The sequence below is a fragment of the Streptomyces sp. MMS24-W38 genome (genome assembly GCF_059889265.1).
Window position 1 is genome coordinate 2,177,608 of record NZ_JCBCPP010000001.1, and the last position, 25,113, is coordinate 2,202,720.

Annotated in this window: 18 protein-coding genes; 12 read left to right on the forward strand and 6 right to left on the reverse strand. The window is 72.7% G+C overall.

All coding sequences use genetic code 11. The features are described from left to right. Window positions 1–143: 143 nt before the first annotated feature. A complete protein-coding gene (locus AC6F7H_RS08630; protein WP_500756290.1) occupies window positions 144–2,186 on the reverse strand; it encodes a thioredoxin domain-containing protein in 2,043 nt (680 codons plus the stop codon). Between the two features lie 354 nt (window positions 2,187–2,540). On the opposite strand from AC6F7H_RS08630, the gene AC6F7H_RS08635 reads away from it, so the two are divergent. Continuing rightward, window positions 2,541–5,747: a tetratricopeptide repeat protein gene (locus AC6F7H_RS08635; protein ID WP_500756291.1), complete on the forward strand. Its 3,207-nt coding sequence runs from the start codon at window positions 2,541–2,543 to the stop codon at window positions 5,745–5,747. Window positions 5,748–5,807: 60 nt separating this feature from the next. Here AC6F7H_RS08635 and AC6F7H_RS08640 read toward each other — a convergent pair whose 3' ends face one another. Together AC6F7H_RS08640 and mca are read right to left on the reverse strand one after the other, a co-directional pair. Continuing rightward, window positions 5,808–6,095 carry a hypothetical protein gene (locus AC6F7H_RS08640; protein WP_500756292.1) on the reverse strand — a complete coding sequence of 96 codons (288 nt, stop codon included), beginning with the start codon at window positions 6,093–6,095 and terminating at the stop codon, window positions 5,808–5,810. Beyond that, window positions 6,088–6,969 (reverse strand): mycothiol conjugate amidase Mca, encoded by an 882-nt coding sequence (mca, locus tag AC6F7H_RS08645; protein WP_500756294.1) that lies wholly within the window; start codon window positions 6,967–6,969, stop codon window positions 6,088–6,090. The genes AC6F7H_RS08640 and mca overlap by 8 nt, the downstream gene beginning before the upstream one ends. 208 nt (window positions 6,970–7,177) lie before the next feature. Between mca and AC6F7H_RS08650 the strand changes: the two genes are divergently transcribed. Beyond that, on the forward strand, window positions 7,178–7,576 hold the full coding sequence (locus tag AC6F7H_RS08650; protein ID WP_500756295.1) for a DUF4307 domain-containing protein: 399 nt from the start codon (window positions 7,178–7,180) through the stop codon (window positions 7,574–7,576). A gap of 208 nt (window positions 7,577–7,784) precedes the next feature. Then, the gene (gene greA / locus AC6F7H_RS08655) at window positions 7,785–8,282 is read left to right on the forward strand and encodes a transcription elongation factor GreA (RefSeq protein WP_500756296.1); all 498 of its coding nucleotides are present in this window, start codon (window positions 7,785–7,787) and stop codon (window positions 8,280–8,282) included. A 132-nt stretch (window positions 8,283–8,414) separates the two neighbouring features. Here the strand turns inward: greA and ilvA are convergent, their stop codons facing one another. Continuing rightward, window positions 8,415–9,653, reverse strand: coding sequence for a threonine ammonia-lyase (gene ilvA / locus AC6F7H_RS08660; RefSeq protein WP_500756297.1), 1,239 nt, complete (start codon window positions 9,651–9,653; stop codon window positions 8,415–8,417). Between the two features lie 162 nt (window positions 9,654–9,815). Here ilvA and AC6F7H_RS08665 point away from each other — a divergent pair, with 162 nt between their 5' ends. The 3 genes from AC6F7H_RS08665 to AC6F7H_RS08675 all read left to right on the forward strand — a co-directional run bounded on the left by AC6F7H_RS08665 (window position 9,816) and on the right by AC6F7H_RS08675 (window position 11,269). Then, window positions 9,816–10,325, forward strand: coding sequence for a MarR family winged helix-turn-helix transcriptional regulator (locus AC6F7H_RS08665; RefSeq protein WP_500761716.1), 510 nt, complete (start codon window positions 9,816–9,818; stop codon window positions 10,323–10,325). A 195-nt stretch (window positions 10,326–10,520) separates the two neighbouring features. Then, entirely contained in the window at window positions 10,521–11,027 is a 507-nt protein-coding gene (locus AC6F7H_RS08670; protein WP_500756298.1) for a sigma factor-like helix-turn-helix DNA-binding protein, read from the forward strand. Then, window positions 11,024–11,269, forward strand: a complete 246-nt coding sequence (locus AC6F7H_RS08675) for a hypothetical protein (RefSeq protein WP_500756299.1) — start codon at window positions 11,024–11,026, stop codon at window positions 11,267–11,269. The genes AC6F7H_RS08670 and AC6F7H_RS08675 overlap by 4 nt, the downstream gene beginning before the upstream one ends. A 40-nt stretch (window positions 11,270–11,309) precedes the next feature. On the opposite strand, the gene AC6F7H_RS08680 is transcribed toward AC6F7H_RS08675, so the two are convergent. Continuing rightward, window positions 11,310–12,467, reverse strand: a complete 1,158-nt coding sequence (locus AC6F7H_RS08680) for a cystathionine gamma-synthase (protein WP_500756301.1) — start codon at window positions 12,465–12,467, stop codon at window positions 11,310–11,312. 125 nt (window positions 12,468–12,592) lie between these two features. Between AC6F7H_RS08680 and AC6F7H_RS08685 the strand changes: the two genes are divergently transcribed. Continuing rightward, complete coding sequence (locus AC6F7H_RS08685) at window positions 12,593–13,711, forward strand: hypothetical protein (protein ID WP_500756302.1); 1,119 nt, start codon at window positions 12,593–12,595, stop codon at window positions 13,709–13,711. 108 nt (window positions 13,712–13,819) lie between these two features. On the opposite strand, the gene AC6F7H_RS08690 is transcribed toward AC6F7H_RS08685, so the two are convergent. Further along, complete coding sequence (locus tag AC6F7H_RS08690; protein ID WP_500756304.1) at window positions 13,820–17,212, reverse strand: S8 family peptidase; 3,393 nt, start codon at window positions 17,210–17,212, stop codon at window positions 13,820–13,822. Between the two features lie 361 nt (window positions 17,213–17,573). Between AC6F7H_RS08690 and AC6F7H_RS08695 the strand changes: the two genes are divergently transcribed. From AC6F7H_RS08695 to AC6F7H_RS08715, 5 genes are all read left to right on the forward strand, one after another. Further along, complete coding sequence (locus AC6F7H_RS08695) at window positions 17,574–18,092, forward strand: hypothetical protein (protein WP_500756306.1); 519 nt, start codon at window positions 17,574–17,576, stop codon at window positions 18,090–18,092. Continuing rightward, complete coding sequence (locus AC6F7H_RS08700) at window positions 18,062–19,486, forward strand: hypothetical protein (protein WP_500756307.1); 1,425 nt, start codon at window positions 18,062–18,064, stop codon at window positions 19,484–19,486. The genes AC6F7H_RS08695 and AC6F7H_RS08700 overlap by 31 nt, the downstream gene beginning before the upstream one ends. Then, window positions 19,483–20,922: a vWA domain-containing protein gene (locus AC6F7H_RS08705; protein ID WP_500756309.1), complete on the forward strand. Its 1,440-nt coding sequence runs from the start codon at window positions 19,483–19,485 to the stop codon at window positions 20,920–20,922. The genes AC6F7H_RS08700 and AC6F7H_RS08705 overlap by 4 nt, the downstream gene beginning before the upstream one ends. A 92-nt stretch (window positions 20,923–21,014) precedes the next feature. Continuing rightward, window positions 21,015–22,136 carry an ATP-binding protein gene (locus AC6F7H_RS08710; RefSeq protein ID WP_109383277.1) on the forward strand — a complete coding sequence of 374 codons (1,122 nt, stop codon included), beginning with the start codon at window positions 21,015–21,017 and terminating at the stop codon, window positions 22,134–22,136. Next, window positions 22,133–25,108: a DUF5682 family protein gene (locus AC6F7H_RS08715; RefSeq protein ID WP_500756311.1), complete on the forward strand. Its 2,976-nt coding sequence runs from the start codon at window positions 22,133–22,135 to the stop codon at window positions 25,106–25,108. Before AC6F7H_RS08710 ends, AC6F7H_RS08715 begins: the two co-directional genes overlap by 4 nt. Window positions 25,109–25,113: the final 5 nt, after the last annotated feature.

Consider the following 25,113-nt stretch of genomic DNA (forward strand, 5'->3'; position numbering starts at 1 on the left):
GAGCCGTGGTACCGGTCTCAGCCAGAGACGGGGCAGCGGCCTCGGCGATGGACCGGTCGACAGTGCTCCGCCGGATGCCGGCGTGGTCCCACTCGCTGCCGATCCGCGAGCCGAGCACGCGCCGCCCTGGCACGTCCGCCGCCTCAGCCGCCCAGGGCCGTGCTCAGCCGGTCGGGGTCGGTCGTCGGCGCGTCGCAGGTGAAGTTGCGGCAGACGTACGCGGTCGGTTCGCCCCCCACCAGGGGCCGGTCGGCCAGCAGCGGGAACTCGTCGCTCTCCGGCGCACCGACGGCGACCACCGCGCCCGGGGCGACGCCCAGAAGCGCCCTGCGGTGCAGGGCCGCCGTGGCCGGATCGTCGAGCGCCGGACCGACCACCGCGACCTCCCGCGGCCCGTCCAGCGCCGCCTCGGCGACCGCGAGACCCCAGCCGACGAACCGCGGCACCCGCGGACCGAGCGTCTTCACCACGCCCAACGCCCGCTCCGCAGCGGTGCGGTGCGGCTCGGAGCCGGTCTGCGCCGCATACCCCAGCAGCGCCCCGGTGGCGGCCGTCCAGCCGGACGGCACGGCGTTGTCGGTCGGGTCCTGCGGGCGCCGGATGAGCCGCTCGGCGTCGGACGCCGTGTCGTACAGGGCGCCCGTCTCCGGGTCGGTGAAGCGGACCAGCACATGGTCGAGGAGCAGACCGGCGAACTCCAGCCACACCCCCTCCCCGGTCACCGAGGCCAGCGCGAGGAACCCCTCGGCGACATCGGCGTAGTCCTCCAGGACGCCCGCGTTGGCACCGACCCTGCCGTCCCTGCTGGTGCGGGCGATCCGGGCGTGGTCGTCGAGATGCACCCTGACCAGCAGGTCGGCGGCGGCGACCGCGGCCTCGGTCAGGTCCGGCCGGTCGAAGTAGGCGCCGGTCTCGGCGAGCGCGGCGACCGCCAGCCCGTTCCAGGCGGCGACGACCTTGTCGTCCCGGCCGGGGGCCGGACGGGCGCCTCGCGCCGCGAGCAGCCGCTCCTTGACCCCGCCGGCCCCTCCGATCCGGTCGGCGTCGAACACCTCGTCCTGCTGCGGCAGTTGCAGCACCGAGGCACCCTCCTCGAAGGTGCCCTCCTCGGTCACCCCGAAGTACCGCGCGGCGAGTTCGGCGTCCTGCGCGCCGAGCACCTCGCGCAACTGCTCCGGCGTCCAGACGTAGTACACGCCCTCGACGTGCTTGCCGCTCCCGTCGTCGCTGTCCGCGTCCAGCGCGGAGGCGAACCCGCCCTCGGGCGTGCCCAGTTCGCGGACCATGAAGTCGGCGGTCTCCAGCGCGACCCGGCGCGCGAGCTCGGAGCCGGTGGACCGCCACAGGTGGGCGTAGACCCGGCAGAGCAGGGCGTTGTCGTAGAGCATCTTCTCGAAGTGCGGCACCACCCAGTCCCGGTCCACGGAGTACCGGGCGAAACCGCCGCCGAGCTGGTCGTAGATGCCGCCGCGGGCCATGCGCTCGGCGGTGTCCCGCGCCATCTGGAGGGCGCCCTCGGAACCGGTGCGGGCGTGGTGCCTGAGCAGGAACTCGAGCACCATGGACGGCGGGAACTTCGGCGCCCCGCCGAACCCGCCGCGCTGCGCGTCGTACTCCCGCGTGAGCCCGAGCAGCGCCTGCGCCTGCTGCTCCTCGCCCGGGAGCCGTGCGTCGCCGTAGGAGATCTCCCGGCCGGCCAGGTCCCGCACGATCTTCCCGGCGACCTCGGTGACCTCGTCCCGGCGCTCCTCCCACGCCTGGTGCACGCCCTGGAGCAGCTGTCGGAAGGACGGCATGCCGTGCCGGGGCTCGGGCGGGAAGTAGGTGCCGAAGTAGAACGGCTCGGCGCCGGGGGTGAGGAACACGGTCATCGGCCAGCCACCCTGCCCGGTCGCCGCCTGTACCGCCTCCATGTAGACGGCGTCCACGTCGGGGCGCTCCTCGCGGTCCACCTTGACGCTCACGAAGTGCTCGTTCAGATAGTCGGCGGTGGCCTGGTCCTCGAACGACTCGTGGGCCATCACATGGCACCAGTGGCAGCTCGCGTAGCCGACGCTCAGCAGGACGGGCACGTTCCGCTCGCGCGCGTGTGCGAAGGCTTCGTCCGACCAGGGCCACCAGTCGACGGGGTTGTCGGCGTGCTGAAGGAGGTACGGGGACGTCTCGTGGGCCAGTCGGTTCGCCATGTGCTCCATCCTGCCCCAGTAACCCCGTGGAGGGGTGTCACCGGCCTCCGGCGGGGCCCGGCGTCCGGGGGACGCCGCCGATCGGGGCACGCCGGCGCACCGGTACGTCGACCTGTTCGCCTCGGTCGGGGGCGGGCCGCGGCGGCGGCCCGGCCGGCTCCCGGGAGCATCCGGTTCCTCTCCCCACCCCGCCGCGCTCCCGGGTTTCTTCCTGTCTCCCCCTCCCCAAGAAGCTTCGTGCGCAGGACACTTGGCCGACGCATAACCGGATGGGGTCTCGGGGATGGGTCGGAAGGGACCCGAGGACTCCCGGGCACACCGGGTGCGACCGAGGCCGCCGGAGGGGGACGTGACATGCGGGACGGTCATCGTGCGGACGCGGAGCGGCTGTTGGCACGGGCTGTGGAGGAAGAGGTACGCCGGTCGGGCGGGCGTGCCGACGGAAAAGTGCTGCTGTCCCGGGCGCGCGGGGCGCTGGACGCGATCGCGCGGACGGCGGCCGAGGAGTACGAGGCGTACACCCGCGCGCTGGACGAGGCGGCGGCCGGCCAGCTCACCTTCCGCCAGCGGTACGCCCGCGAGGGCGCCGGGACGCCGCTGCTCGTGGCCGGGGTGGCCGGGCTCGCGGCCGTGGCCGCCGACCTCGCCCTCGGTACGGGGACCGGGACGGCGCTGGGCGCGGGTGTGGCCGTCGGGGTGACCGGCGCGGCGGCGACCGTGGTGAAGGTGGTGGGCGCGCATGTGCCCGCCGCGCACCACCGGGCCGGAGTGGTGAGCCAGCCGGGCGGGCCGGAGCAGTTGCGGCTGCAGTGGCTGACGGCGCTGGAGGTGCGGGGCATCCGGCCGTTCCTGGACCAGCAGCGGATCCTCACCGCGTCCACGGGCCCCCAGCAGACGGGGCCTCGGCTGCGCGGCGCGGACAAGAGCGCGGCGGCCCGCGGGCGGAGTGTGCTGGAGCAGTCGTTCGGGCAACTTCCGGAGCCGGTGGGGCCGTTCGCCGGGCGGCGGCAGGAGATGGCGCGGATCCGGCAGTGGGTGCGGGCGGCGCGCGCGAGCACGGAGACGCAGCCGACGGTGGTGGTGCTGCACGGGGAGCCCGGCAGCGGCCGGACCACCCTCGCGGTGCGCGCGACACACGACCTGAAGGACTACTTCCGCGGCGCCTGCGTGGTCGATCTGCGCGCCGACAGTCCCGGTGAGCCGCCGCTGTCCACCCGGGACGCGCTGCTGCATCTGCTGAACCGGCTGGGGGCGCCCCGCGAGCAGCTGCTGTTCCGTGAGCGGTCCTCCCCCGACCAGCAGGTGAGACGGCTGAGCGAGCTGTACCACCAGCATGTGACGGGCATGCCGGTGACGGTCGTCCTCGACGACGCGGCGGATCCGCAGCAGGTCCGCACGCTGCTGCCGGAGCGTTCCGACAGCCTGGTCCTGGTGACCTCCCGCGTGCCGCTCGGCCTGCCCGACGATCTGCCGGCCCGGGTGCACCAGCTGCCGGTACGTGCCCTGGACGCGGCGGGCGCCGAGGAGCTGCTGGCCGCCGTCGCGCAGGACTCGTCGGGGTCCGGCAGCGAGGCCGCCGACTCCGCCGACCGGGTCCGGGAACTGTGCGGCGGGCTGCCGCTGGCGCTGCGGATCGCCGGTTCCTCCCTGGGCCCGCGCTCCCCGCGCGCGCTGGCCACCGATCTGGGCGCCTACGGCCCGGTGAGCCCGGTCGAGCGCGCCCTGTGGCTGCGCTACACCGACCAGCCGGAGACGTTGCGGCGGCTGCTGCGCCGGCTGGCGCTGGCCGGCCGGGTGTCGCTGGGCGCCGCGGCGGCGGCCGCGTTGCTGGCCACCGACGAGGCCGAGGCGACCCGGCACCTCCAGGCGCTGTCCCGGGCCGGTCTGATCACCCCGGTGCGGCCCGGCCGGTACCGGCTGCACGATCTCGTGCTCGCCTTCGCGCTGGCCCGCCTCCTGGACGAGGAGGACCCGGCCGAGCGGACGGCGGCGCAGGAACGGCTGATCGTGAACTACTCCGAGCTCGCCGACTCGGTGCTGCGGCTGGTCGACGGCAACATGTCGACCCGCTCGGACCGCTTCGGCCCGTACGGCTTCACCTCGCTGGACGAGGCGCTGCGCTGGCTGGACGACGAGTCGAGCTTCATCACGGCGGCGCTGCGGCACTCGGAGGGCGTGAACCAGGCGGCGGTGCTCAATCTCCTCGGCGCGCTGTGCGACTACTGCCTGCTGCGCGGCGACCTGTACCGCCTCGGTGAGATCAACGAACTGACGCAGGCCGTGGACGAGGGGCTGCTGATGCGTTCGGTGCAGTGGCGCACGGGTATCGCGGCACGCCAGCTGGGTGAGCTGGACAAGGCGCGGACGACGCTGTCCTCGGTGGTCGACCTGTACCGGGAGGCCCATCACGACGCGGGGGCCGCGCGGGCGCTGACCTCCCTCGGCATCACGCTGCACCACCAGGGCAATCTGACGGAGGCGTCGGCGAGGCTGCGGGAGGCGATGGACCTGCAGTCAGCGCCCCAGCTGGCCACCGACCGGGCGTGGACGATGCACGCGCTGGGCGCGGTGGAACGCGACCGCTCCCGGCTGTCCGAGGCGCTGGACCTGCTCACCGAGTCGCTGGTGCTGCACCGCGCGGGCGAGTCCGTGCACGGTCAGGCCTGGGCGCACTTCCAGCTCGGGCAGCTGAGGCTGCGCACGGGTGACGTGCCGCGCGCCGAGTCCGAGCTGCGCGAGGCGCTCGAGCTGTACGGCCGTACCCGGGACGCCCGGGGTGAGGCGTGGGCGCTGACCCAGCTGGCCCGGGCCCTGCTGATCGGCGGGGACGCCTCGTCGGCGGTGGAGGACCTGCGGCGGGCCGCCGCCCGACACCGGGACAACGAGGACGCGCGCGGGGAGGCGTGGACGCTGTACTACCTGGGCCAGGCGCTGGAGGAGACCGGGGACCTGGACCGGGCGGTGCGTGAGCTGGAGCGGTCCCGCACCATGTTCTCCCGGATGCGGGACGTCTACGGGCTGGCCTGCGCCCGGCACCATTCGGCCCGGGTGACCCGTGACCAGCGGGCCGCGCGGACCGGTTCGCTGCGCAACTCGGGCTTCGCCCGTCAGCTGCTGGTCGACGCCCGCGCGGACTTCCAGCGGATCGGTGTGGCCCACGGCGAGGCGTGGACGTGTCTGGAGCTGGCGGTCGTCGACGCGGGCAATGCCCGTACCCAGCAGGCGCTGGCCCTGTGCGACGAGGCGGCGGCGCTGTTCGCGTCCTACGGGGACCGGCGCGGCGATGACTGGGCCCGGTTCCTGCGCTGCACGCTCCTGCCGTACGCGGCCCCGGGCGGTACCGAGGTCGGTACGGCGGTGGCCCAGGAGGACCTGGCGCAGCTGGCCCGGACCGCGCACGCCGCCCGCGACGAGAAGCTGGGCGACTGCGTGGACGCCTACCAGCTCCTGCTGGAGCGCGGGGTGAGTCTGGAGGCGGGCTGGCAGGCCTGGCGCCTCGGCATGGTCCCCAGCCGCCACGCCCGTGAGGTGATGGGGGTGGCCATGGGGCCGACCACGTAGGGACGCGGGCCCGGCGGGGTGCCGCCGCGTAGCCCTCCGGGGGCCGGAAGGCTACGTGGCTCAGCCCTGCTTCTTCTTCCCGGCCCCGTCGGACGGCGCACCCGCGGCCGCGCCGGACGACGCCGGCTTCGTGGCGTCCTCGGATCCGGTCCGGCGGTCCGCGGACTCGTCGAAGTCGACCCGGTTCATGTGGCGGGTCATCGACTTCATCAGGCCCCAGACCGCCAGGGCCATCACCGCGAAGACGATGAAGCCGAGGACACCGGGGGTGACCTTGTCCTTGTCGACTTCGGCGAGGGTGACCAGGTGGCTCATTGCCAGGCTTGCGCTAGCGCTCATGTCAGGCATTGTCCCGGATGCCCGCGAAGAGGTCGTCCTCGGGGAGGGATGTGTCGACGAGCGACTTCGCGAGCTCGTACTCCTCGGTGGGCCAGACCTCCTTCTGGATCTCCATCGGCACCCGGAACCAGCCGCCGTCGGGGTCGATCTGTGTGGCGTGCGCGATCAGGGCCTTGTCACGGACCTCGAAGAAGTCCCCGCACGGGACGTGCGTGGTGAGCGTGCGCTCCTTGCGCTCGAACTCCGCCCAGCGCTTGAGCCAGTCCCCGTACGGCGACTCCAGGCCGCGGTCCAGCAGCGCCTGGTGCAGCGTTTCGGTGCGGGGGCGGTTGAAGCCCTGGTTGTAGTAGACCTTCAGCGGCTGGTGGGCCGGGCCGAACTCGCTCTCCGGGTACTTCCCGGTGTCCGCCGCGCCCTCGAAGGCCACCATCGTGATCTTGTGGGTCATGATGTGGTCGGGGTGCGGATAGCCGCCGTTCTCGTCGTAGGTGGTGATCACCTGGGGGCGGAACGCACGGATCTTCCGCACCAGCTCGCCGGCCGCCTTGTCGACGTCCTCCAGGGCGAAGCAGCCCTCGGGCAGCGGGGGCAGCGGGTCGCCCTCGGGCAGGCCGGAGTCGATGAAGCCGAGCCATTCCTGCTTCACACCGAGGATCTCCCGGGCCTCGTCCATCTCCTTCCTGCGTACCTCGTGGATGTTCTCCTCGATGTACGGGTCGCCCTGCAGCTTGGGATTGAGGATGGAGCCGCGCTCCCCGCCCGTGCAGGTCACGACCAGCACGTCCACCCCCTCGGACACGTACTTCGCCATGGTGGCCGCGCCCTTGCTCGACTCGTCGTCGGGGTGGGCGTGCACGGCCATCAGTCGCAGCTGGTCAGTCAAGACTCATTCCTCAAGTCGGTAGGCGCCCGGGGTGCCCGGTGCGGTCCCCCTGGCTGTCGTCCCCGTGGGACGTCGCGGTGGGGTGGCGGTCGGGCGACGGGCGGAAGACTTCTATAGTGACCGAAGCCGGGGACGAATAATTCCGGAGCCCGGTACCGGGCCCCGCCCGGAGCAGGCGTCCCCCCTTTTTTCCGCCGAGGAGACGATCATGAGTACGGCGAGCACGCGACCGCCCGAGGGCCGGTACGGCCGCACCTCGGACGAACGTGCCGACCGCACCCTCAAGATCGTCGGCGCGGTCCTGGCCGCGGTGATGGTGGCCCTGATCGGCTGGTTCGGCTACCACTACGTCGCGGGCAGCGAGATCAGCGGCGAGATGATCGGTTTCGACACCGCGAAGGACACCGTGCGGGTGCGCCTGGAGGTCCACAAGGACGCGGGCGTGGACGGCTACTGCACGGTGCGGTCCCAGGCCGTGGACGGCGCCGAGGTGGGCCGCGCCGACTTCCGCTTCGACGGGGACGGCACGCGCTTCGACGAGGTCGTCACGCTCCGCACGACCTCCCCGGGCGCGACGGCCGAGCTGCTCGGCTGCCACGCCGACTGACTCCGGCCGGCTCCGGACGGCTCCCCCGCTGCCGGGGACCGGTGTCGCGAGCGACACAGGGCCGCTGACCTGCGAAAAAACAGCCTCGATGGCATATGTCCTCCCCCTTTGGCCGCTGAATTGTTAGGCTCGTGGTTTCGCCCATCCGTGGAGGAACATCCTTCAGGGAGGGCGTTGCTTTGTATTCCAGCACCTACGAGGAGCACCAGTGACCCAGACCAGCGAGAACGCCACCTGGCTGACGCAGGAGGCGTACAACAAGCTCAAGGACGAGCTTGCATACCTTACTGGTCCCGCGCGTACGGAGATCTCCGCCAAGATCGCCGCCGCGCGCGAGGAGGGCGACCTGCGGGAGAACGGCGGGTACCACGCGGCCAAGGAGGAGCAGGGCAAGCAGGAGCTCCGCGTGCGGCAGCTCACCCAGCTCCTCGAAAGCGCCAAGGTCGGTGAGGCGCCGGCGGCCGACGGTTCGGTGGCGCCGGGCATGGTCGTGACGATCGCCTTCGACGGCGACGAGGACGACACGCTGACCTTCCTCCTCGCCTCGCGCGAGTACGCGAGTGCGGACATCGAGACGTACTCCCCGCAGTCCCCGCTGGGTGCCGGAGTGTCCGGCCACGGGGTCGGCGAGACCGTGGAGTACGAGCTGCCGAACGGCAAGATGGCCTCCGTGAAGATCCTGAAGGCCGAGCCGTACAAGGGCTGACCCGCAGCCCACGGCTCAAGACCGTGAGGGTGCCCCCGGCGCCGTGCCCGCCGCGGGACGCGTGAGCGTCCCCACCGCGGTGCCGGGGGCTTCGTCATGCCGCCGCCGAGCCGCACGGACCGGGCGTCCGAGTCAGTCCATGCCGTGCAGGACCAGGTAACCCGCGTCCCGCAGGGCCTGCTCGACCTCGGCGCAGTGCTCCGGGCCCTTCGTCTCCAGGTGCACTTCGACCTCCACCTCCGTGAGCCCGAGCCGCGGATCGGTCCGTACGTGGCTCACGTCGAGGACGTTGGCGTCCACCACCGACAACGCCCCGAGAAGCGACGCGAGAGCGCCCGGCCGGTCCGTCAGCCGCAGCCGGACGGCCAGGTAGCGGCCCTGTGCCGCCATGCCGTGCCGCAGCACCCGCTCCATCAGCACCGGGTCGACGTTGCCACCGGACAGCACGGCGACGACCGGGCCCGCGAACGCGTCGGGGCGGCTCAGCAGCGCCGCGACCGGGCTCGCCCCGGCCGGCTCGACGACCAGTTTGGCCCGCTCCAGGCACAGCAGCAGGGCGGCGGACAGCTCGCCCTCGGTGACCGTGCGGACCTCGTCCACCAGGTGCTCGACGATCCCGAACGGCACGTCGCCGGGCCGCCCCACCTTGATGCCGTCGGCCATCGTCGCCGGGTGGCGCACCGACACCGGGTGCCCGGCCGCCAGTGAGGGCGGGTACGCCGCCGCGCCCGCCGCCTGCACCCCGATGATCCGTACGTCCGGCCGCAGCGCCTTCACCGCGACGGCGATCCCGGCGATCAGCCCGCCGCCGCCCATGCCGACGACGATCGTGCGCACCTCGGGGCACTGCTCCAGGATCTCCAGGCCCACGGTGCCCTGGCCCGCGATGATGTCGGGGTGGTCGAAGGGGTGGATCAGCACGGCGCCTGTCTCGTCCGCGTACTCCTCGGCGGCGGCCAGTGCCTCGTCGACCACCTGGCCGTGCAGGCGCACCTCGGCGCCGTACTCCCGGGTGGCGCTGATCTTCGGCAGCGGGGCGCCCTTCGGCATGAACACCGTCGACCGCACCCCGAGCAGCGAGGACGCGAGCGCGACGCCCTGTGCGTGGTTGCCGGCGCTCGCCGCGACCACACCGGCGGCGCGCTGCTCGGGCAGCAGCCCGGCGATCCGGACGTACGCGCCTCGCAGTTTGAAGGATCCCGTCCGCTGGAGGTTCTCGCACTTGAGGTGCACCGGTGTGCCCACCGTCCGGGAAAGGTGCCTGCTGCTCTCCATCGCGGTCACCCTCGCCACACCCGAGAGCATCTTCCGGGCGCCGCGCACATCGTCGGGCGTGACGGTACGCAGGGAGTCAGCCGTGCCGTAGCTCATGACTCCAGCATCGCAGTTCACCGCCGTCGGCGATCGCGGCGGCCGATCCGCGGATACGGCTTTGCGCAGCGCCGGTACGACGGGGCCCCCGGCCGCGTACTCTGTCCCCCAATGAGCAGCCCTCCACGAAGTGAGCCTCCGGCCATGCCCACTACACCTGACATGTCGATGGACATGACGACCGTCGGTGACACCGGTCTTCTCGACACGCTGCAGCACGAGGTGGCGCTGTTCGCCCGGCGCGCCGAACAGACCCGGCTGGGCGGCGTCGGCCAGGTGCGCAACTCCATGGACCGCGCCGCCTATCTCCTGCTCAACCGCCTCGACAAGGAAGGCCCGATGGGCGTCAAGGCGCTCGCCGCCGGCATGGGCATCGACTCGTCGACCGTCACCCGGCAGGTGGCCCCGCTGGTGGACACCGGACTGGTGAAGCGCACCTCGCATCCCGAGGACGGCCGGGCGGTCGTGCTCCAGCTCTCTCCGCGCGGGCAGTCGCGTCTGGAGGAAGTGCGCTCCTCACGGCGCCAGTTGATGGCCGACCTGACCCATGACTGGGAGCCGGAGGAGCGCGAGGCGTTCTGCGCGCTCCTCACGCGCTTCAACGACGCGCTCTCCGCGCGGATGTCGGTTCCGGGGGGACCGGGGCCGGAGAACGGCCGGTCGGATTCCTGATCCGGCTGAACCGGCTGAACCGGCCTGATCCGTACGAGAGGACCTGGGTGCCGGGCAGCCTGCGCGCCGAGCCGTGCGCGGCTCTTGACCGCGGGGCCGGCCCTGCCCTGAGATGAGACCGGGTCCCGTCGCACGCGCCCGCCGAAGGCCGTTCGCGGCCGGGACCGGCTCGGGCAGGTTGTGCGGGAGGCGCGGTTGCTGCAAGGGCATGCGTCCCGGGAGGCTCGCCGGGCCCGCGAGTTCGAGGCGTTCGTCGCGGGCGCGGCCGGGCGGCTGCTGCATGCCGCCACCCTGCTCACCGCGGAGGCGCGGGACGACAACCCCCGCGCGCGGCGCCTGCTGACCCTGGCGCTGGCCCACACGTACGCGTGCTGGGACCGGCTGCGCGGTGACGATCCCTACGACCGGACCCGCCAGTACCTGGCCACCCGCTTCGCCCGTACCGCCTGGCACGAGCGCGGCGGCCTGCTCCGCTCCCGTCCGCACCCCGCGAGCCCGCTGGCCGGGCTCGGCCCGCAGGAGCGTCTGATCCTGGTGCTGCGGCTCTACGAGGATGTCGCCGAGGAGCAGACGGCGGCCCTGCTCGGCCTGTCCACGGACCGGGTCCGCGCGATCTGCAACCGCGCGACGACCGCGGTACTGGACCAGCGGCGGCGTGTGCCGGCTCCGGCGGTGCGGGGCGTCAGGGCGGTGTCGTCATGAGCTGGGGCCGTGCGGCGGCCGTACGACGGCTGCTGGAGCAGGCACCGCCGCCGGTGCCGCCCGACCTGCACGCAAAGGCCGTGCGCCGCGGTGCCCGCATGCTGCGGCGCAGGGCGCTCGCCCGCCGTCTGGGGTGGCTGGTGCTGATCGCGGCGAGCCTGGCCTTCGTGATCTGGGCGCTGACCACGCACCCGTGGGTGGAGCCGCCGTCGGAGACGACCCCACCCCTGACGGGCTGGTGAACCGGCCGGGTGCGAACCGCGCCGGAACCCCCGCGCGGCCTTACCGGCCGAGGGCCTGCTGGAGGTCTTCGAGCAGGTCGTCGATGTTCTCGATGCCCACGGAGAGGCGCACCAGGTCGCCGGGGACCTCGAGCGCGGAGCCGACCACGGAGGCGTGCGTCATGCGCCCGGGGTGCTCGATCAGCGACTCGACGCCGCCCAGGGACTCGCCCAGCGTGAACACCTCGGCCCGGTTGCAGACCTCGACGGCCGCCTCCTCGCCGCCCTCCACCCGGAAGGAGACCATGCCGCCGAAGGAGCGCATCTGCTTGGCGGCGACCTCGTGGCCGGGGTGCTCCGGCAGCCCCGGGTAGAGGACGCTCGTCACGCGCGCGTGCCGGCTGAGCATGTCGGCGACCTTGGTGGCGTTCTCGCTGTGCCGGTCCATGCGCACCGAGAGCGTCTTGGCGCCGCGCAGCACCAGCCAGGAGTCGAACGGCCCGGCGACCGCGCCCATCGCGTTCTGGTGGTAGGCCAGCTCCTCGCCGAGCTCCGCGTCGCCGGTGATCAGGGCGCCGCCGACGACGTCCGAGTGGCCGCCCATGTACTTGGTCAGGGAGTGCACGACGACGTCCGCGCCGAGCGCGATCGGCTGCTGGAGGTAGGGCGTGGCGAAGGTGTTGTCGACGACGAGGCGGGCGCCGGCGTCCCGGGCGACCTGGGCGACGGCGGCGATGTCGGTGATGCCGAGCAGCGGGTTGGAGGGGGTCTCCACCCACACCACCCTGGTCTTCGGGGTGATGGCGGCCCGGACGGCGGCCGGGTCGCTGGTGTCGGCCACCGACCACTCCACCCCCCAGCGGGCGACGACCTTGGCGAACAGCCGGAACGTGCCGCCGTAGGCGTCGTTCGGGATCACCACGTGGTCGCCGGGGCCGAGCAGCGTGCGCAGCAGGCAGTCCTCGGCCGCCAGCCCGGACGCGAACGCGAGGCCGCGGCGGCCGCCCTCCAGGGCGGCGAGGTTCTCCTCCAGCGCGGTCCTGGTCGGGTTGGCGCTGCGGCTGTACTCGTAGCCGCCGCGCAGGCCGCCGACGCCGTCCTGCTTGTAGGTGGACACCTGGTAGATCGGCGGGACCACCGCGCCGGTCAGGGGGTCCGCGGTGTTGCCCGCGTGGATCGCGAGCGTCTCGAAGTGTTGACTGATGTGCCTGTCGCTCATGGGCCCCGAGGGTAGTCCGCGCGCGGTGGACGACGCGTCAGGGAGTTCCCCCACGCTCCCGGGAGTTTTCCACGGATCAGGCGGCAGGTTGGCCAATCGTCGGCGCGATCTGGTTCGCTGGTGACATGGAAATTCTCTTGGTCCTGCTCGGGCTGGTCATGATCGGCTTCGTGCTGGTGCCGTTCCTCAGGCGCACGCGCGGCGGGATCGCGCAGGTGTCGCCCGGCCATCCGGACGCGGCGGACCCTGCGGCCTACGGCTTCGCCCGCGAGGAGGAGCTGGACATCCGTATGCCCGGCCCCGACCAGGACCTGCTGGATGTCCTGGACCTGGTCCAGCGCACCCAGGACTATCGCGGGGCGCAGCAACTGCTGGCCGGTACGGACGCGAGGAGCGAGCTGCGCTGGCAGCGCGTGCAGGCCTTCGCGGGCGCCGCCTCGCTGGAGCTCGCCGCGCGACCCGGCGGGGCCGGTGAGTCGCCGGGCGGGCAGTGGCTGCGGGCGTGGCGCGCCGAGGCGCCCAAGGACGCGGGCGGCGCGGCGGTGCACGCCGAGTTCCTGGTGCAGCAGGCGTGGCGTACGGCGACGCGGGGGACGGACGAGTTCCGGATCATCATGGAGGAGGCGAAGGCGGCGTGCGGTGAGGCGGCGCTGCTGGCCCCCGGTGACCCGGTCCCGTACATCGTGGAGCTCTCGGTGGCCCGTGGACTGGCCTACGAGCAGAAGGACTTCGAGCAGGTCTGGCTGAAGATCCTGGACCGCGCGCCGGCCCACATGGGGGCGCACCTGGCCGCGCTGCACTACTGGTGCGAGAAGTGGCACGGCTCGCGGGAGCTGGCGAACTCGTTCGCGGAGGCCGCGGCGGCACGCGCACCGCAGGGTTCGCTGCTGGCCGCGATGCCGCTGTTCGCCGTGTTCGAGCATCTGCCGGAGGTGAACCTGGTCAGCGGTTTCTACCAGAGCCAGGTGGTGACCAGGGCGGTCCACGGCGCGCTGCACGCGGTGCACTCGGCCCGCCCCGACGACCCGATGTCGGCGCACGTCCGGCATCTTCTGGTGTTCTTCCTGGTCCGGGGTGAGCGCTGGGCGGAGGCCATGGACCAGCTGATACACATCGACGGCCACGTCGGCGCGCTGCCCTGGACCCTGTCCCCCGATCCCGCCGCGGAGTTCGCGGTCTACCGGGCACTGGCGGTCGCGGGCTACGAGGCCAACGGCGGCAGCCCGGCCACGCTGCCGCACTGAGGCCGCAGACCCCCCGCCGCCCGTGGCGTCCCGCATGCGGAGGGCCCGCCGGAAGCCGTGCTTCCGGCGGGCCCTCGCCCGGTGCTCAGCAGGGAGCCGGCGGGCGGCTCACTTGCCGTGGTAGGCGTTGTAGATCGAGATCGTCGACTGGTTGCCCTTCTTGTCGGTGATCTTGGCGCGGAAGGAGATCGCCTTCCCCTTGGCGGGGTTCTTGACGGTGATCCTGCCCTTCTTGACGTCGGTCTTCTTCCAGGTCTTCCCGGAGTCGTAGGAGACGTACACCGCGAGCGACTTGAGGTTCTTGCCCTTGGCGGCGCCCTCGACGGTGACCGGGAAGGTGGCCTTCTTGCCTGCGGCGACCTTGCTGTCCAGTCCGGTGACCGCCTGGAAGCGGGCCGTGGAGGCGGGCAGTTGCTTCAGGCCGGAGGTCTTCTTGGAACGGAAGGTCCAGCTCGCGTCGATGCGGGTGGACGCGGCGGCGACCTTGGCGCTGCGCTTGACCGAGGTCGTCAACTTGTAGGCGGCGTCGCCGGAGGGAACCGCGAACTCCTCTTCCCCGAACAGCGGGTCGCCGTGGGAGCCGACCTTGGTGCCGTTGCGGTAGAGGCTGGTGGTGACCGAGGTGAACAGGGAGGAGCCGGGGTTGCCCTTGCCGTCGGCGAACAGCGGGAGGAACCCGTAGATGTTGTTGCCGTCCCGGAAGAGGCCGAACTGCGAGGTGACACGCGGCCCGAAGACGGCCGTGTGCACGGTCCGGGAGTACTTCTTGCCGCCCTTGAGGGCCAGTGAGTCGCCGACGGTGTAACCGGCCTCGGTGACCGGCCAGCCGTCCTTGTCGACACCGCCCTGCTGCTCGAAGTCGAGGTCCCACTTCACCCCGCCCGTGGTGGACAGGTACAGGGTGCGGGTGCCGGGCAGGCTCTGCGGGATGCCGATCGAGGAGGCGGAGTAGCTTCCCGGCAGCCAGCCGACGGCGCCGACCGCGCCCTTCTTGCCGCTCGCCGCCGCGCCCAGGCCGACCTTCACCGTGGCCAGTTCGGACGCCTTGTAGGTGCGGGTGAAGCCGGTGGCGAGCTTCTTGACCTTGCCGCCGGTGACGGTGCTGTACTGCGTCTTGCCGCCCTTGCTCCAGTGGGCGTCCCACTGCTGGGTCAGCGAGCCGTCGGTGATCTGCGGGCCGAGGTGGGCGGAGCGGAAGTCGGCGTACGAGTCCAGCCACCAGCCGAAGCCGAAGGCGGAGTCCTTCGTCTCCACGATGTAGTCGGCCGAGGCGAACTCCGGCTTGGCCGCCTTGTCCGGCACGGTGATCTTCACCGGCTTGGCCTTGCGGGCGTCCACCGTGACGGTGGTGTTCTTGGTGACGCTCAGCTTGGGCTGGGCGATCCAGTCGGCGCCCTTCCACTTCTCCGGGTCGGTGCCGACCAGGACGGCGGAGTCCAGGACGTAATCACCCTTGGGCAGACGGGCGGTGACGGTGCCGTCGGCGTCGTAGGGCCGGTGGAACTTGTCGGCGCCCGGACCGGAGACGCCGAGGAGGGCGGCGAAGTAGTTGCCGGTCGCCTTGCCGTCACGGCCGAGGAACTTCAGCTTCACGTCGTACGACTCGGCCTCCCGCTGCACCGCCGCGGCCGTGCGGACGGTCTGGCCGCCACCCGTGGCGACCACGTACGCCGAGTAGGCGCCGTCGACCGTGCCGCCGAGCCGGGTGTCGACGGTGAAGTCGACGGAGGCCTTGCCGCCCGCGGGGACCGTCACCGTGGTGGCACCCAGGGTGAAGAAGCCGGCCGGGGCCGCCTTGCCCTTGGGATCGGTGGCGGTCGACGTCAGCTTCAGGGTGACGTCCTCGGTGCCGAGGTTGCGGTAGGTCAGCTGCTTGGTGACCGGCTTGTCGTCGGTGTGCGGCCACTGCTGGACGCCGAAGCTCACCGAGGCCGGGTCGGCGATCACCGTCTGCTGGACGGCCTTGTCGACCTGGATCCGCCCGGAGCCCTGCTGGAACGGCGTGTACGCGCCGCCCTTGGCGGAGCCGGTGAGCGCGCCCTTCAGCTCCGTGTAGGTCCAGTCGGGGTGCTGCTGCTTCAGGAGCGCGGCCGCGCCGGCGACATGGGGGGTCGCCATCGACGTGCCCGAGATGGACATGTAGCCGGCCGGCTTCTCGCCGACCTCCTTGGCGATGTCGTTGCCCTTGGCCGAGGCGGCCGTGATGTCGACGCCGGGCGCGGTGACGTCCGGCTTGACGGCGCCGTCGCCGACGCGGGGGCCGGTGGAGGAGAAGTCGGCGAGCTTGTCCTTGTCGTCCACGGCGCCGACCGTGAGGGCGGCGTCGGCGCTGCCGGGCGAACCGATCGACTCCGGGCCCTCGTTGCCCGCCGCGATGGCGAACAGGATGCCCTTCTCGGCGGAGAGCTTGTTGACCGCCGCCTCCATCGGGTCGATCTCTGCGGTGTCGCCGCCGCCCAGGCTCATGTTGACGACGTCGGCGCCCTGCGCGGCCGCCCACTCCATGCCGGCGAGGATGCCGGAGTCGTCACCGAAGCCCTCGTCGTCGAGGACCTTGCCGTTGAGGATCTTGGCACCGGGGGCGACGCCCTTGTACTTGCCTCCGCCTTTTGCGCCGGTACCGGCCGCGATCGAGGCGACGTGGGTGCCGTGGCCGACCCTGTCGCCGGTGCTCGACGAGCTGGTGAAGTTCTTGGACGCGGTCACCTGGCCCTTCAGGTCCGGGTGGGTCGCGTCGACACCGGTGTCCAGGACGGCGATCTTCACGCCCTTGCCGTCGTAGCCGGCGGCCCACGCCTTGGGGGTGCCGATCTGCGCGACGGACTTGTCCAGGGCGGCCTTGCGGACGCCGTCGAGCCAGACGTGGGCGATGCCCGACGCGGTCCGGTCGCCGTCGGTGACCGCCTTCCACAGGTCGGGCGTTTCCTCGTGCGGGGTCTGCACCGCGTCCGCGTTCAGGGCGGTGAGGGTCCGACGGAGGGTGCCCGCGTCGCGGACGTCGGACTTCGCGGCGGCGGCACGGCCCTGGTACCCCACGATGACCTTCAGGCCCCGCTGCTGGGAGCGTCGGGTGGAGTCCTTGCCGAGTTCGGTGATGTCGAAGAGCCGCCGGTCGAGCTTGCCGCTCGCGACCAGCCGGGCGGCGTCCGCCGGCAGCACGTGGGTGTGGCCGCCCGCCCTGTGGACCTGGACGGGTATGTGCTCCCTCCCCTTGGCCCGCTCCAGGCCGACCACGCGGCCCTTGGCGTCCACGGCGACCCGGTCACCGGTGATGAGGGTGATGCGGTGCTTGGCCTTCGGCGAGGACGACGCCTTCGCCTGCGCCGCGTTCGTGTGCGCCGGCCCGGACGCCTCGGCGGCCGTACCGGACGCGGTGCCCGCCGCCGTCCGTTCCCCGTTCGCCGCGGCCGGGCCGGTCATGCCCGCCACGAGTGCCACGGCGGCTGCCGTGGCGACCGTGGCCGCGCCCGTCGCGCGCGCTCTCTTGAGTTGTCTGCGCAAGGTTCCCCCTAGCTGAGTTGCCGGGCGAATTCCCCTTCACCCGACCGGGGGTGGTCTCGTACGCGTGTGCGCACCCCCCGGGTCACGCAGTATGCCGAGTGGTGATGAAACGCCTCAAGGGACCCAGGAGAAGAACACCGAGTCGACGGGTATCTGTGACACCACTGCCGGAACTCCGTTACCTGACCGACGGGTTGAGGCCGCCCGGACGGCCGCGCGGGCCGTGTGCCGAGCGGCGGTCACGTCCCGGTCGTCCCCCGGTCACGTCCCGGTCGCGCTCTCTCCGGCCGCGTTGTCAGTGGCCGGGGATAGCTTCGATCGTGTTGGCGCCGAAGTGGCGCGGACGTCCCCTTTCGCATGCATGGGAGATGGTGCGTTGTCCGTCTGGGAGAAGTCGAGCACGGCGCGGGTGGTGCCGCCCGCGAGGCCGCGGAAGCTGTCCAAGGTGCCGTTCGTCGAGCTGGCGGACGGGCGGCTGCAGGGAGTGGTGTCCAGCGGGTCGGACATCGGGCGCGTGTATGTGTCGTCCGTCGTCGCCGGAACCTACGCGTTCGCGTGCAGCACCAACAACAACCGCCCCTGCGGCGGCGCGCGCGGGTGGTTCTGCAACCACATCCGGGCACTGGTCGCCGAGGCCGTGGTGCAGTACGGCGCCGAGCGCGTGGCCCGGTACCTGAAGGCCGAGGTGGCCGACGGCGAGCTCGACGCGGACGCCATCACCACCGCCATGACGCGTACACGGCCCGCGCAGGGTGACACCTCGGCCGCGGCGCCCGTGTTCAGCCGGTTCCTGCGGCACCTGGCATACCTCGAGCTCGCCCCGAGCACCGCGCCGCTGCCCGAGATGCAGTGGTTCCCGACGACGAGGGCGGCGGCCTGATGCGTACCGATCTGCTGTTCGACGGCGTCGACGGCCTCGACGAGGCCCTCGCGGCCGTGGACGCCTTCGATACGGCGCTCGTCGCCGGTCTGCTCCGGCCACAGCCCGAACAGGCCGCCGGTGTGATGGAGTTGGCCGACGCCGTGGCCGGGACCCCGCTCGCCGCGCGGGTCGGCGAGGCGGCTGACAGGACGGCGGCCGGGGCCGCGGGCGAGGACCACTTCGTCGCACTGGCCGCCGCCCGCTGCGCGCTGCTCGGCTCCGTGCACGACGCGCTGACCGCTCGCGTGACGGAGGCCGTCGGCCGTCCCCTTGCCGAGGAGGCCGCCGCGGCCGGGGCCGACGGCGCGGACCACGCGGCGAACCTGCTCGCCGCCGCCCGCAGTTGGCTGTGTGATCTCGCGCGGGCCGGCTGGCAGGGCATCGACCACGAGCTGGTCGCCGGTGCCGCACCCGTCGTCTCCGCGATGCTGCCCGACCCGGCGCTGCGCCGGCAGGCCACCCTGCTGGACGGATTCGCCGCCGAGCTCGCCGCGTCCTGCCCGGGAGCCACCCTGGAGCGGATCCCGGTGCGTCGGTGGGCGGACCTGTGGTCACGGACCCTGCTGCTGACCGTGCCCGGAGCGACCGGCACCTCCGCGAGGGGCACGGCCACCGGCCGCCTGCTGCCGCTCGGGGTCGACGTGCAGGAACACGCGACCGCCGTACAGGCCCAGGTCCACGCGGTGTTCGAGCCCGCCGACGGCTCCGCGCCCCGGCTGGTGCGGGCCGCCGCGTCCGCCCCGAAGCCCGACACCGTCGTCGGAGCGGGTCTGTGGCAGCTGCTGCGCCCGCACCTGTCCCTGCTGACCGCCGTGAGCGAGGGCCGCGCGATGGACCTCGACGCCATGCCCGTCACCGCCGAGGGCGACCTGGTCTGGGACGACGCGCTCGCCCGCACGGGCGAGCCGGCCGACGCCTTCACCACCGCGCGCGTGGCCCTGCCCACGGCCGCCGCGGCGGCGACCGCGCCGCTGGACCGGCACCCGGCCCGTATCGCCGTTCCCGTCCTGCTGGAGGGCTACGAGGTGCACCAGGACGACGACGGGACGGCGTTCGAGATCGCCGGGCACCGCCTGGCCGTCGACACCGACCGGACACCCGCCGCCGGACCGCTCACCGCGGAGGCCGTCGCCGCGTCCGTCGCGTGCGTGGCGCTGCTCCGCTGGGACGCCGGAAAGTTCCACGTCCAGCCGCTGGCCGTGGAGAGGACCGTGCGGAAGAAGCCCGTCGCCGTCCACGCGGGCGCCTGGGCCGGGGGCACCACCGACAAGGCCGGTGTCCGCGCGGAGAAGGCCGCCACCGGCGCCGTCGACGCGCTCCGCGAACGAGCCGGAAGGCTGCTGCGGAAATGACCGACCCCACCACCGCCCCGGCCGCCGTGCCCGACCCGCACGACAACCGGCGCCAGGTGCTGTACTGGAGGCTGCTGGCCCGGCTGTTCGACCCGGAGGAGCAGGCCTCGCTGGAGTCGGCGAGCCTGGCCGTGGTCGAGGACATCGGGCTGCCGCCCGCACTGCTCGACCCGGGCGCCTCCGTCGACTCCGTGGTGCAGCGGCACCCGGAGCTGGCCGCCGAGTTCGACGGGCTGATGGCCCCCGAGCCGGAGGAGGACGACGCCCGCGACCGGGCCGCCGAGGTGCGGCGCGCGGCCCTCGTCTCCAAGGTCCTGCTGAACGTCTTCGCCACCGGCTCCGGCGCCGTCACCGCCGAGCAGCTGGCCCGCTGGCAGTCCGACGCGGGCTGGCTGGAGCGGGCGCTCGGCTGCCGGCCCGGTGAGCTGCGGGGCGGACGCGGCGGCGCGGGCGGCGCGGGCGGCGGTGTCGGTGCGGGTGGCCAGGGCGTCAGCCCGACCGGTACCGGCGGTGGCGGGCGCACACCCGACCTCGGCCGGCTGATCCCCGCCATCGGCCCGGAACTCGGCTCCATCGAGGCCGGTCTGGTCAGGCGGATGCGGCTGCGCGAGGTGCTGGCCGATCCGCAGCTGGCCGCGCGGCTGACGCCGAGCATGTCCCTGATCGAGCAGCTGCTGCGGGACAAGGACAACCTCTCCGGTGTGGCCCTGGCGAACGCCAAGTCGCTGATCCGCCGTTACGTCGACGAGGTCTCCCAGGTCCTGCGCACCCAGGTGGAGAAGGCCACGGTCGGTGAGATCGACCGGTCCGTCCCGCCCAAGCGGGTCTTCCGCAACCTCGACATCGACCGCACCATCTGGAAGAACCTCACCAACTGGAGCCCGGAGGAGGAGCGGCTCTACGTCGACCGCCTCTACTACCGGCACACCAGCCGCAAGACGACACCGCAGCGGCTGATCGTCGTCGTGGACCAGTCGGGCTCCATGGTCGACTCGATGGTCAACTGCACCATCCTGGCCTCCATCTTCGCCGGGCTGCCGAAGGTGGACGTCCACCTGATCGCCTACGACACCCAGGCACTGGACCTCACGCCCTGGGCGCACGACCCGTTCGAGACCCTGCTGCGCACCAAGCTCGGCGGCGGCACCGACGGCACCGTCGCCATGGCGCTCGCCCAGCCGAAGATCGCCGAGCCGCGCAACACCGTCGTGGTGTGGATCTCCGACTTCTACGAATGGCGCACCGACGAGCTGTTCGAGAGCATGGCCGCCATCCACCGCTCGGGTGCGAAGTTCATCCCGGTCGGTTCGGTGACCAGCGCCGGGCGCGGCAGCGTCAACCCGTGGTTCCGGGAGCGTTTCAAGGACCTCGGCACGCCGGTGATCTCCGGCCACATCAAGAAGCTCGTGCACGAGCTCAAGACGTTCCTCACCTGATTCCCCTCACTCCTCGGGTCCTTCTGACCCCTCTGAATCCCCCTGCTCCCCGAGTCTCTTTCTCCAGCACCGAACGGAAAGGCCCTCACCCGATGTCCGACCTGCTGCGCGCGCCCGCCGAGATCAAGTACGCCGAGGAACTGGACTGGCTGGAGTCGATCGACGACGGCGCCAAGCCGTTCTCCTGGCGGCTGTCCCCGAAGATGGTCCGGCTGTTCATCCTCGGCTCCGAGCGCTCCGACGGCCTGGACCGGGAGGTCTCCCAGAAGTGGTTCGGCGACCGGAGCTTCGTCGAGCGTTCCATCGTCACCCTCGCCTCCGACCGCGGTCTGCTCCTGATCGGCGACCCCGGCACCGGCAAGAGCTGGCTGGCCGAGCTGCTGTCCGCGGCGATCAGCCGCAACTCCACCCTCGTGGTGCAGGGCACGGCCGGCACCACCGAGGACCACATCAAGTACTCCTGGAACGTGTCCATGGTCATCGCCAAGGGCCAGTCCAGGGAGTCGATGATCCCGTCGCCGATCATGACCGCGATGGAGGCGGGTTCGATCGGCCGCTTCGAGGAACTGACCCGCTCCACCAGTGACGTCCAGGACGCGCTGATCTCCATACTCTCCGAGAAGTACATCTCGGTGCCCGAGCTGGAGAGCGGCGGCAGCGACAACATCGTCTTCGCCAAGCCGGGCTTCTCGATCATCGCCACCGCCAACAGTCGCGACCGCGGGGTCAACGACCTCTCCTCCGCGCTCAAGCGCCGCTTCAACTTCGTGCGCATCCCGGTCATGACCAACAAGAAGAGCGAGGCGGAGATCGTCCGCTTCCGCACCGAGGAGCTGCTGCGCCGCCACTCGATCGAGCTGGAGGTGCCGCCGACCCTGCTCGACGTGCTGCTGCAGAGCTTCGCCGACCTGCGCGCCTCCGCCGCCGCGGCCGGGAGCGACGACGAGAAGCTGGAGTCCGCGCTGTCGACGGCCGAGCAGATCGGCGTGCTGGAGGACGCCGTGCTGCACAGCAACTTCTTCGGTGAGCGCGCGCTGACCGCCCGTACCCTCGCCTCCTCCCTCGTCGGTTCCCTCGCCCGCCGTGAGCCGGAGGACCTGGCCATCCTCAACAAGTACCTGCACGGTGTGGTCGAGCCGCGCAGCAAGGAGCAGGGCGGCTCCTGGCCCGAGTTCCTGGAGGGCGGCCGGGACGCGATCGCCACGCTGTCATGAGCGCCGCACCCGAGAGCCCCGAGAGCCCCGAGAACACGGTCGCCGCGCGGGAGAGCACCTTCGCCGCGCTGCGCGACCAGCTCCACGAGGCCGCCGCCACGTTCGCCGGCGGGCCCGACGCCCTGGAGGGCATCCTCCTGGGCATGGTCGACGACGTGGACCGCGCGGTGCGCGAGCCGCTGGAGATCTTCCCCGTCTGCCACCACTCGCCCGCCTCCGCCCTCGCGATGGCCCGCCGCCTGCGCGAGAAGCAGCCCAAGGTGGTGTACCTGGAGCTGTGCGAGGACATGGCGCCGCTCCTCACCGAGCTGCGCAACTGCCGACTTCCGGTGGCCGTCCAGGCGTTCGCGAGCGAGGTGGAGGGTTTCCCGCCCGAGTGGGCGCCGCTGTCGGTGGTCGCACCGATCACCGAGGCGTCCGCCGAGTACCAGGCGATCGCGTACGCGCTGGACACGCCGGGCGTCGAACTGGTCCTCGTCGACCGGTCCTCCGACCACGTCTTCCAGTGGGACAGCCGGGCGGAGCGCGCCCCGGAGCCGGCCGAGGAGGCCACGGACGGCACGGGCGACACGGACGGCGCAGGCGGCGCGGGCGACGAGACCGCGCTGCACGGCGAGGCCGTCGGTGTGGAGATCGGTGACCTGCGGCCGCGCTTCGCCGAGCTGGAGGAGCACCTGCTGCGGCACGGCAAGGTGCGGCACTGGTCGGAGTGGTGGCACCAGTACGTCGAGCTTCCGCTCGGCGACGGCGACCACGAGACCTACCGCCAGGTCATGCTCCTCATCGGCAGTCTGTTCCGGCGGCTCGCCCCCGGTGACGCGTCGCGGGTGCGGGTGGACGAGGACCGCGAGCGGTACATGTGGGCCCGGATGCGCGAGCACCTGGCCGCGACCGGCACCGACCCCGAGGACTGCCTGTACGTCTGCGGCGCGTTCCACGCGGCCAGCAGGGTCGAGGAGTTCGGGGTGCGCGGCACCGGCACGTTCGAGATCTCGCCGCGTTCGGCCACGACCTGGCAGTACGGGCTGATCCCGTCCAGTCACGCGGCGATCGAGGCGCAGTTCGGTCTCGCCGCCGGCTCGGTGTCCATCGCGGCGACCGAGTGGGCGAAGAGCCTCAGGCGTACCCGGGTCCGGCCGTACCGGCTGGAGGGGCAGGCCGGGACGAAGAAGTCCCGGGCGCAGCAGACCGCCGTACCGGCCGTGTCGGCTGCGCCCGCCGCCACGGACAAGCTGTCCGGCTTCCTGCGCCGGCCGCCCGTCCTCGACGCCCTGGACGAGGCCGAACTGCTCGGCTGGTCGGTGGACATCGTGCGCGCGGCGCGGCGCAACGGCTACCTGGCCTCCACCGCCGACGCGATCGCGGTCTTCGAGACGTCGATCCTGCTCGCCGGGATGCGGGACCGGGCCAAGCCCACGCCGTACGACTTCCAGGACGCGGCGGTCACCTGCATCGAGAAGGACGCGGTGCCCGGGCGCCGGGACGTGCGGCGGCTCGTCGAGATCATGATGGGTGGCGACCGGATCGGCCAGGTCGGCTACGACTCGCTGCCGCCGCTGGCGCGCGACGTGCACGACCGGCTGGAGCCGCTGGGGCTGAAGCTCCAGCAGCGGGGCGTGCGGCGGGCCCTGCTGGACATGGCCTCCCGGCCTGAGCTGCGGGCCTGCTCCGACGTGCTGTGGATGCTGCGCCGGCTGCTGCCGCAGGGCGCGGCACGGACCGTCATGGGCGAGCGCGGGCTCGGTGAGCGGTCGATCCAGGAGTCCTGGGACCTGGCGCTCGGCACCCATCAGCGGGCCCTGATCGAGCTGGGCTACGAGGGCGTCAGCATCGAGCAGGTCCTGGAGCAGCGGCTGCGCCGCGCCGCGTACGCGCCGCAGGCGACGGCGGCGACGGTCCTCGAAGCCGTCGAGGACGCGACGCTGTACCTGGGCGGCCGGCGCCTGGCCGACGAGCTGGGGACGCGCGCGCTGGAGGTGCTGGCCGCCGAGCGCAGTGTCGACGGCGCGCCGGAGGTGCTGCGCCGGGTGCGCCGACTGCTCGGGTACTACCGGACCAGCGAGCCGGTGCTGCCGCCGTGGATCGAGTCCTTCGTCAAGGCCGGTTACGCGCACTACTGCACGCTGCTGCCGACGGCGTTCACGGACGAGGACGCGACGACGGGTCAGGTCGCGGCGATGCTGGGCTTCCTGTTCAGCATGGAGAGCCTGGCGCTGTCGCTGGGCTGCGACAGGGCGCAACTGGAGCTGGCGGTCGCGCAGTCCCATCCCGAGGACCCGTCGAGGACGGCGCTGCTGTGGGCGGCGCAGGTGCAGCTCGGCACCCTGTCCCGCGAGCAGTTGCGGGCGCGGTGCGACGAGCTGCTGGCCAACCCGCTGGTGGTGCCCGCGTATCCGCGCTACCTCAGCGGCTTCGTGCACGCGTTGGAGCCGGTGCCGGGCCTGGCGGACGTGGTCGTGGAGGCGGTGTCGAACGCGTTCGGCAGGCTGCCCGACGCGGTGCTGCTGCCGTGGCTGCCGACGCTGATCAGCACGCTGCGGTCGGGCGCGGCGGACCTCGCGCCGCTGCTGATCCGCGAGGCCGGGCGGATCTTCCCGGCCCGGCTGGCGGCGCTGGACGCGTGGGTGCCGCCGTGGCGGGCCCCGGCTCCGGCTCCCGTCCGCCGCGCGGGGCGGGCGGCAGAGGAGATACGACGTGGTGCCGCGCTGCCGGCCGCGTACCCGGCGGCGTTCGACGCGGTGGCGGAGCTGCTGGGCTGCACGGACGGGTGGGCACCGGCCGCCGTCTTGGCCGCCCCCGCGGGCGTGGCGCTGCTGCCCGCGTACCCGGCGACCTGCGACGCGGTCGCGGAGCTGCTGGGCTGCGAGGGCTCCTGGGTGCCGACCGGGCCGCCCCCGGCGGGCGGTGCCGCCCTCCTGTCCCGCCACCCGGAGCCGGCGACGGCCCTGGAGTCACTCCTCGGGGACGGCTGACGGGA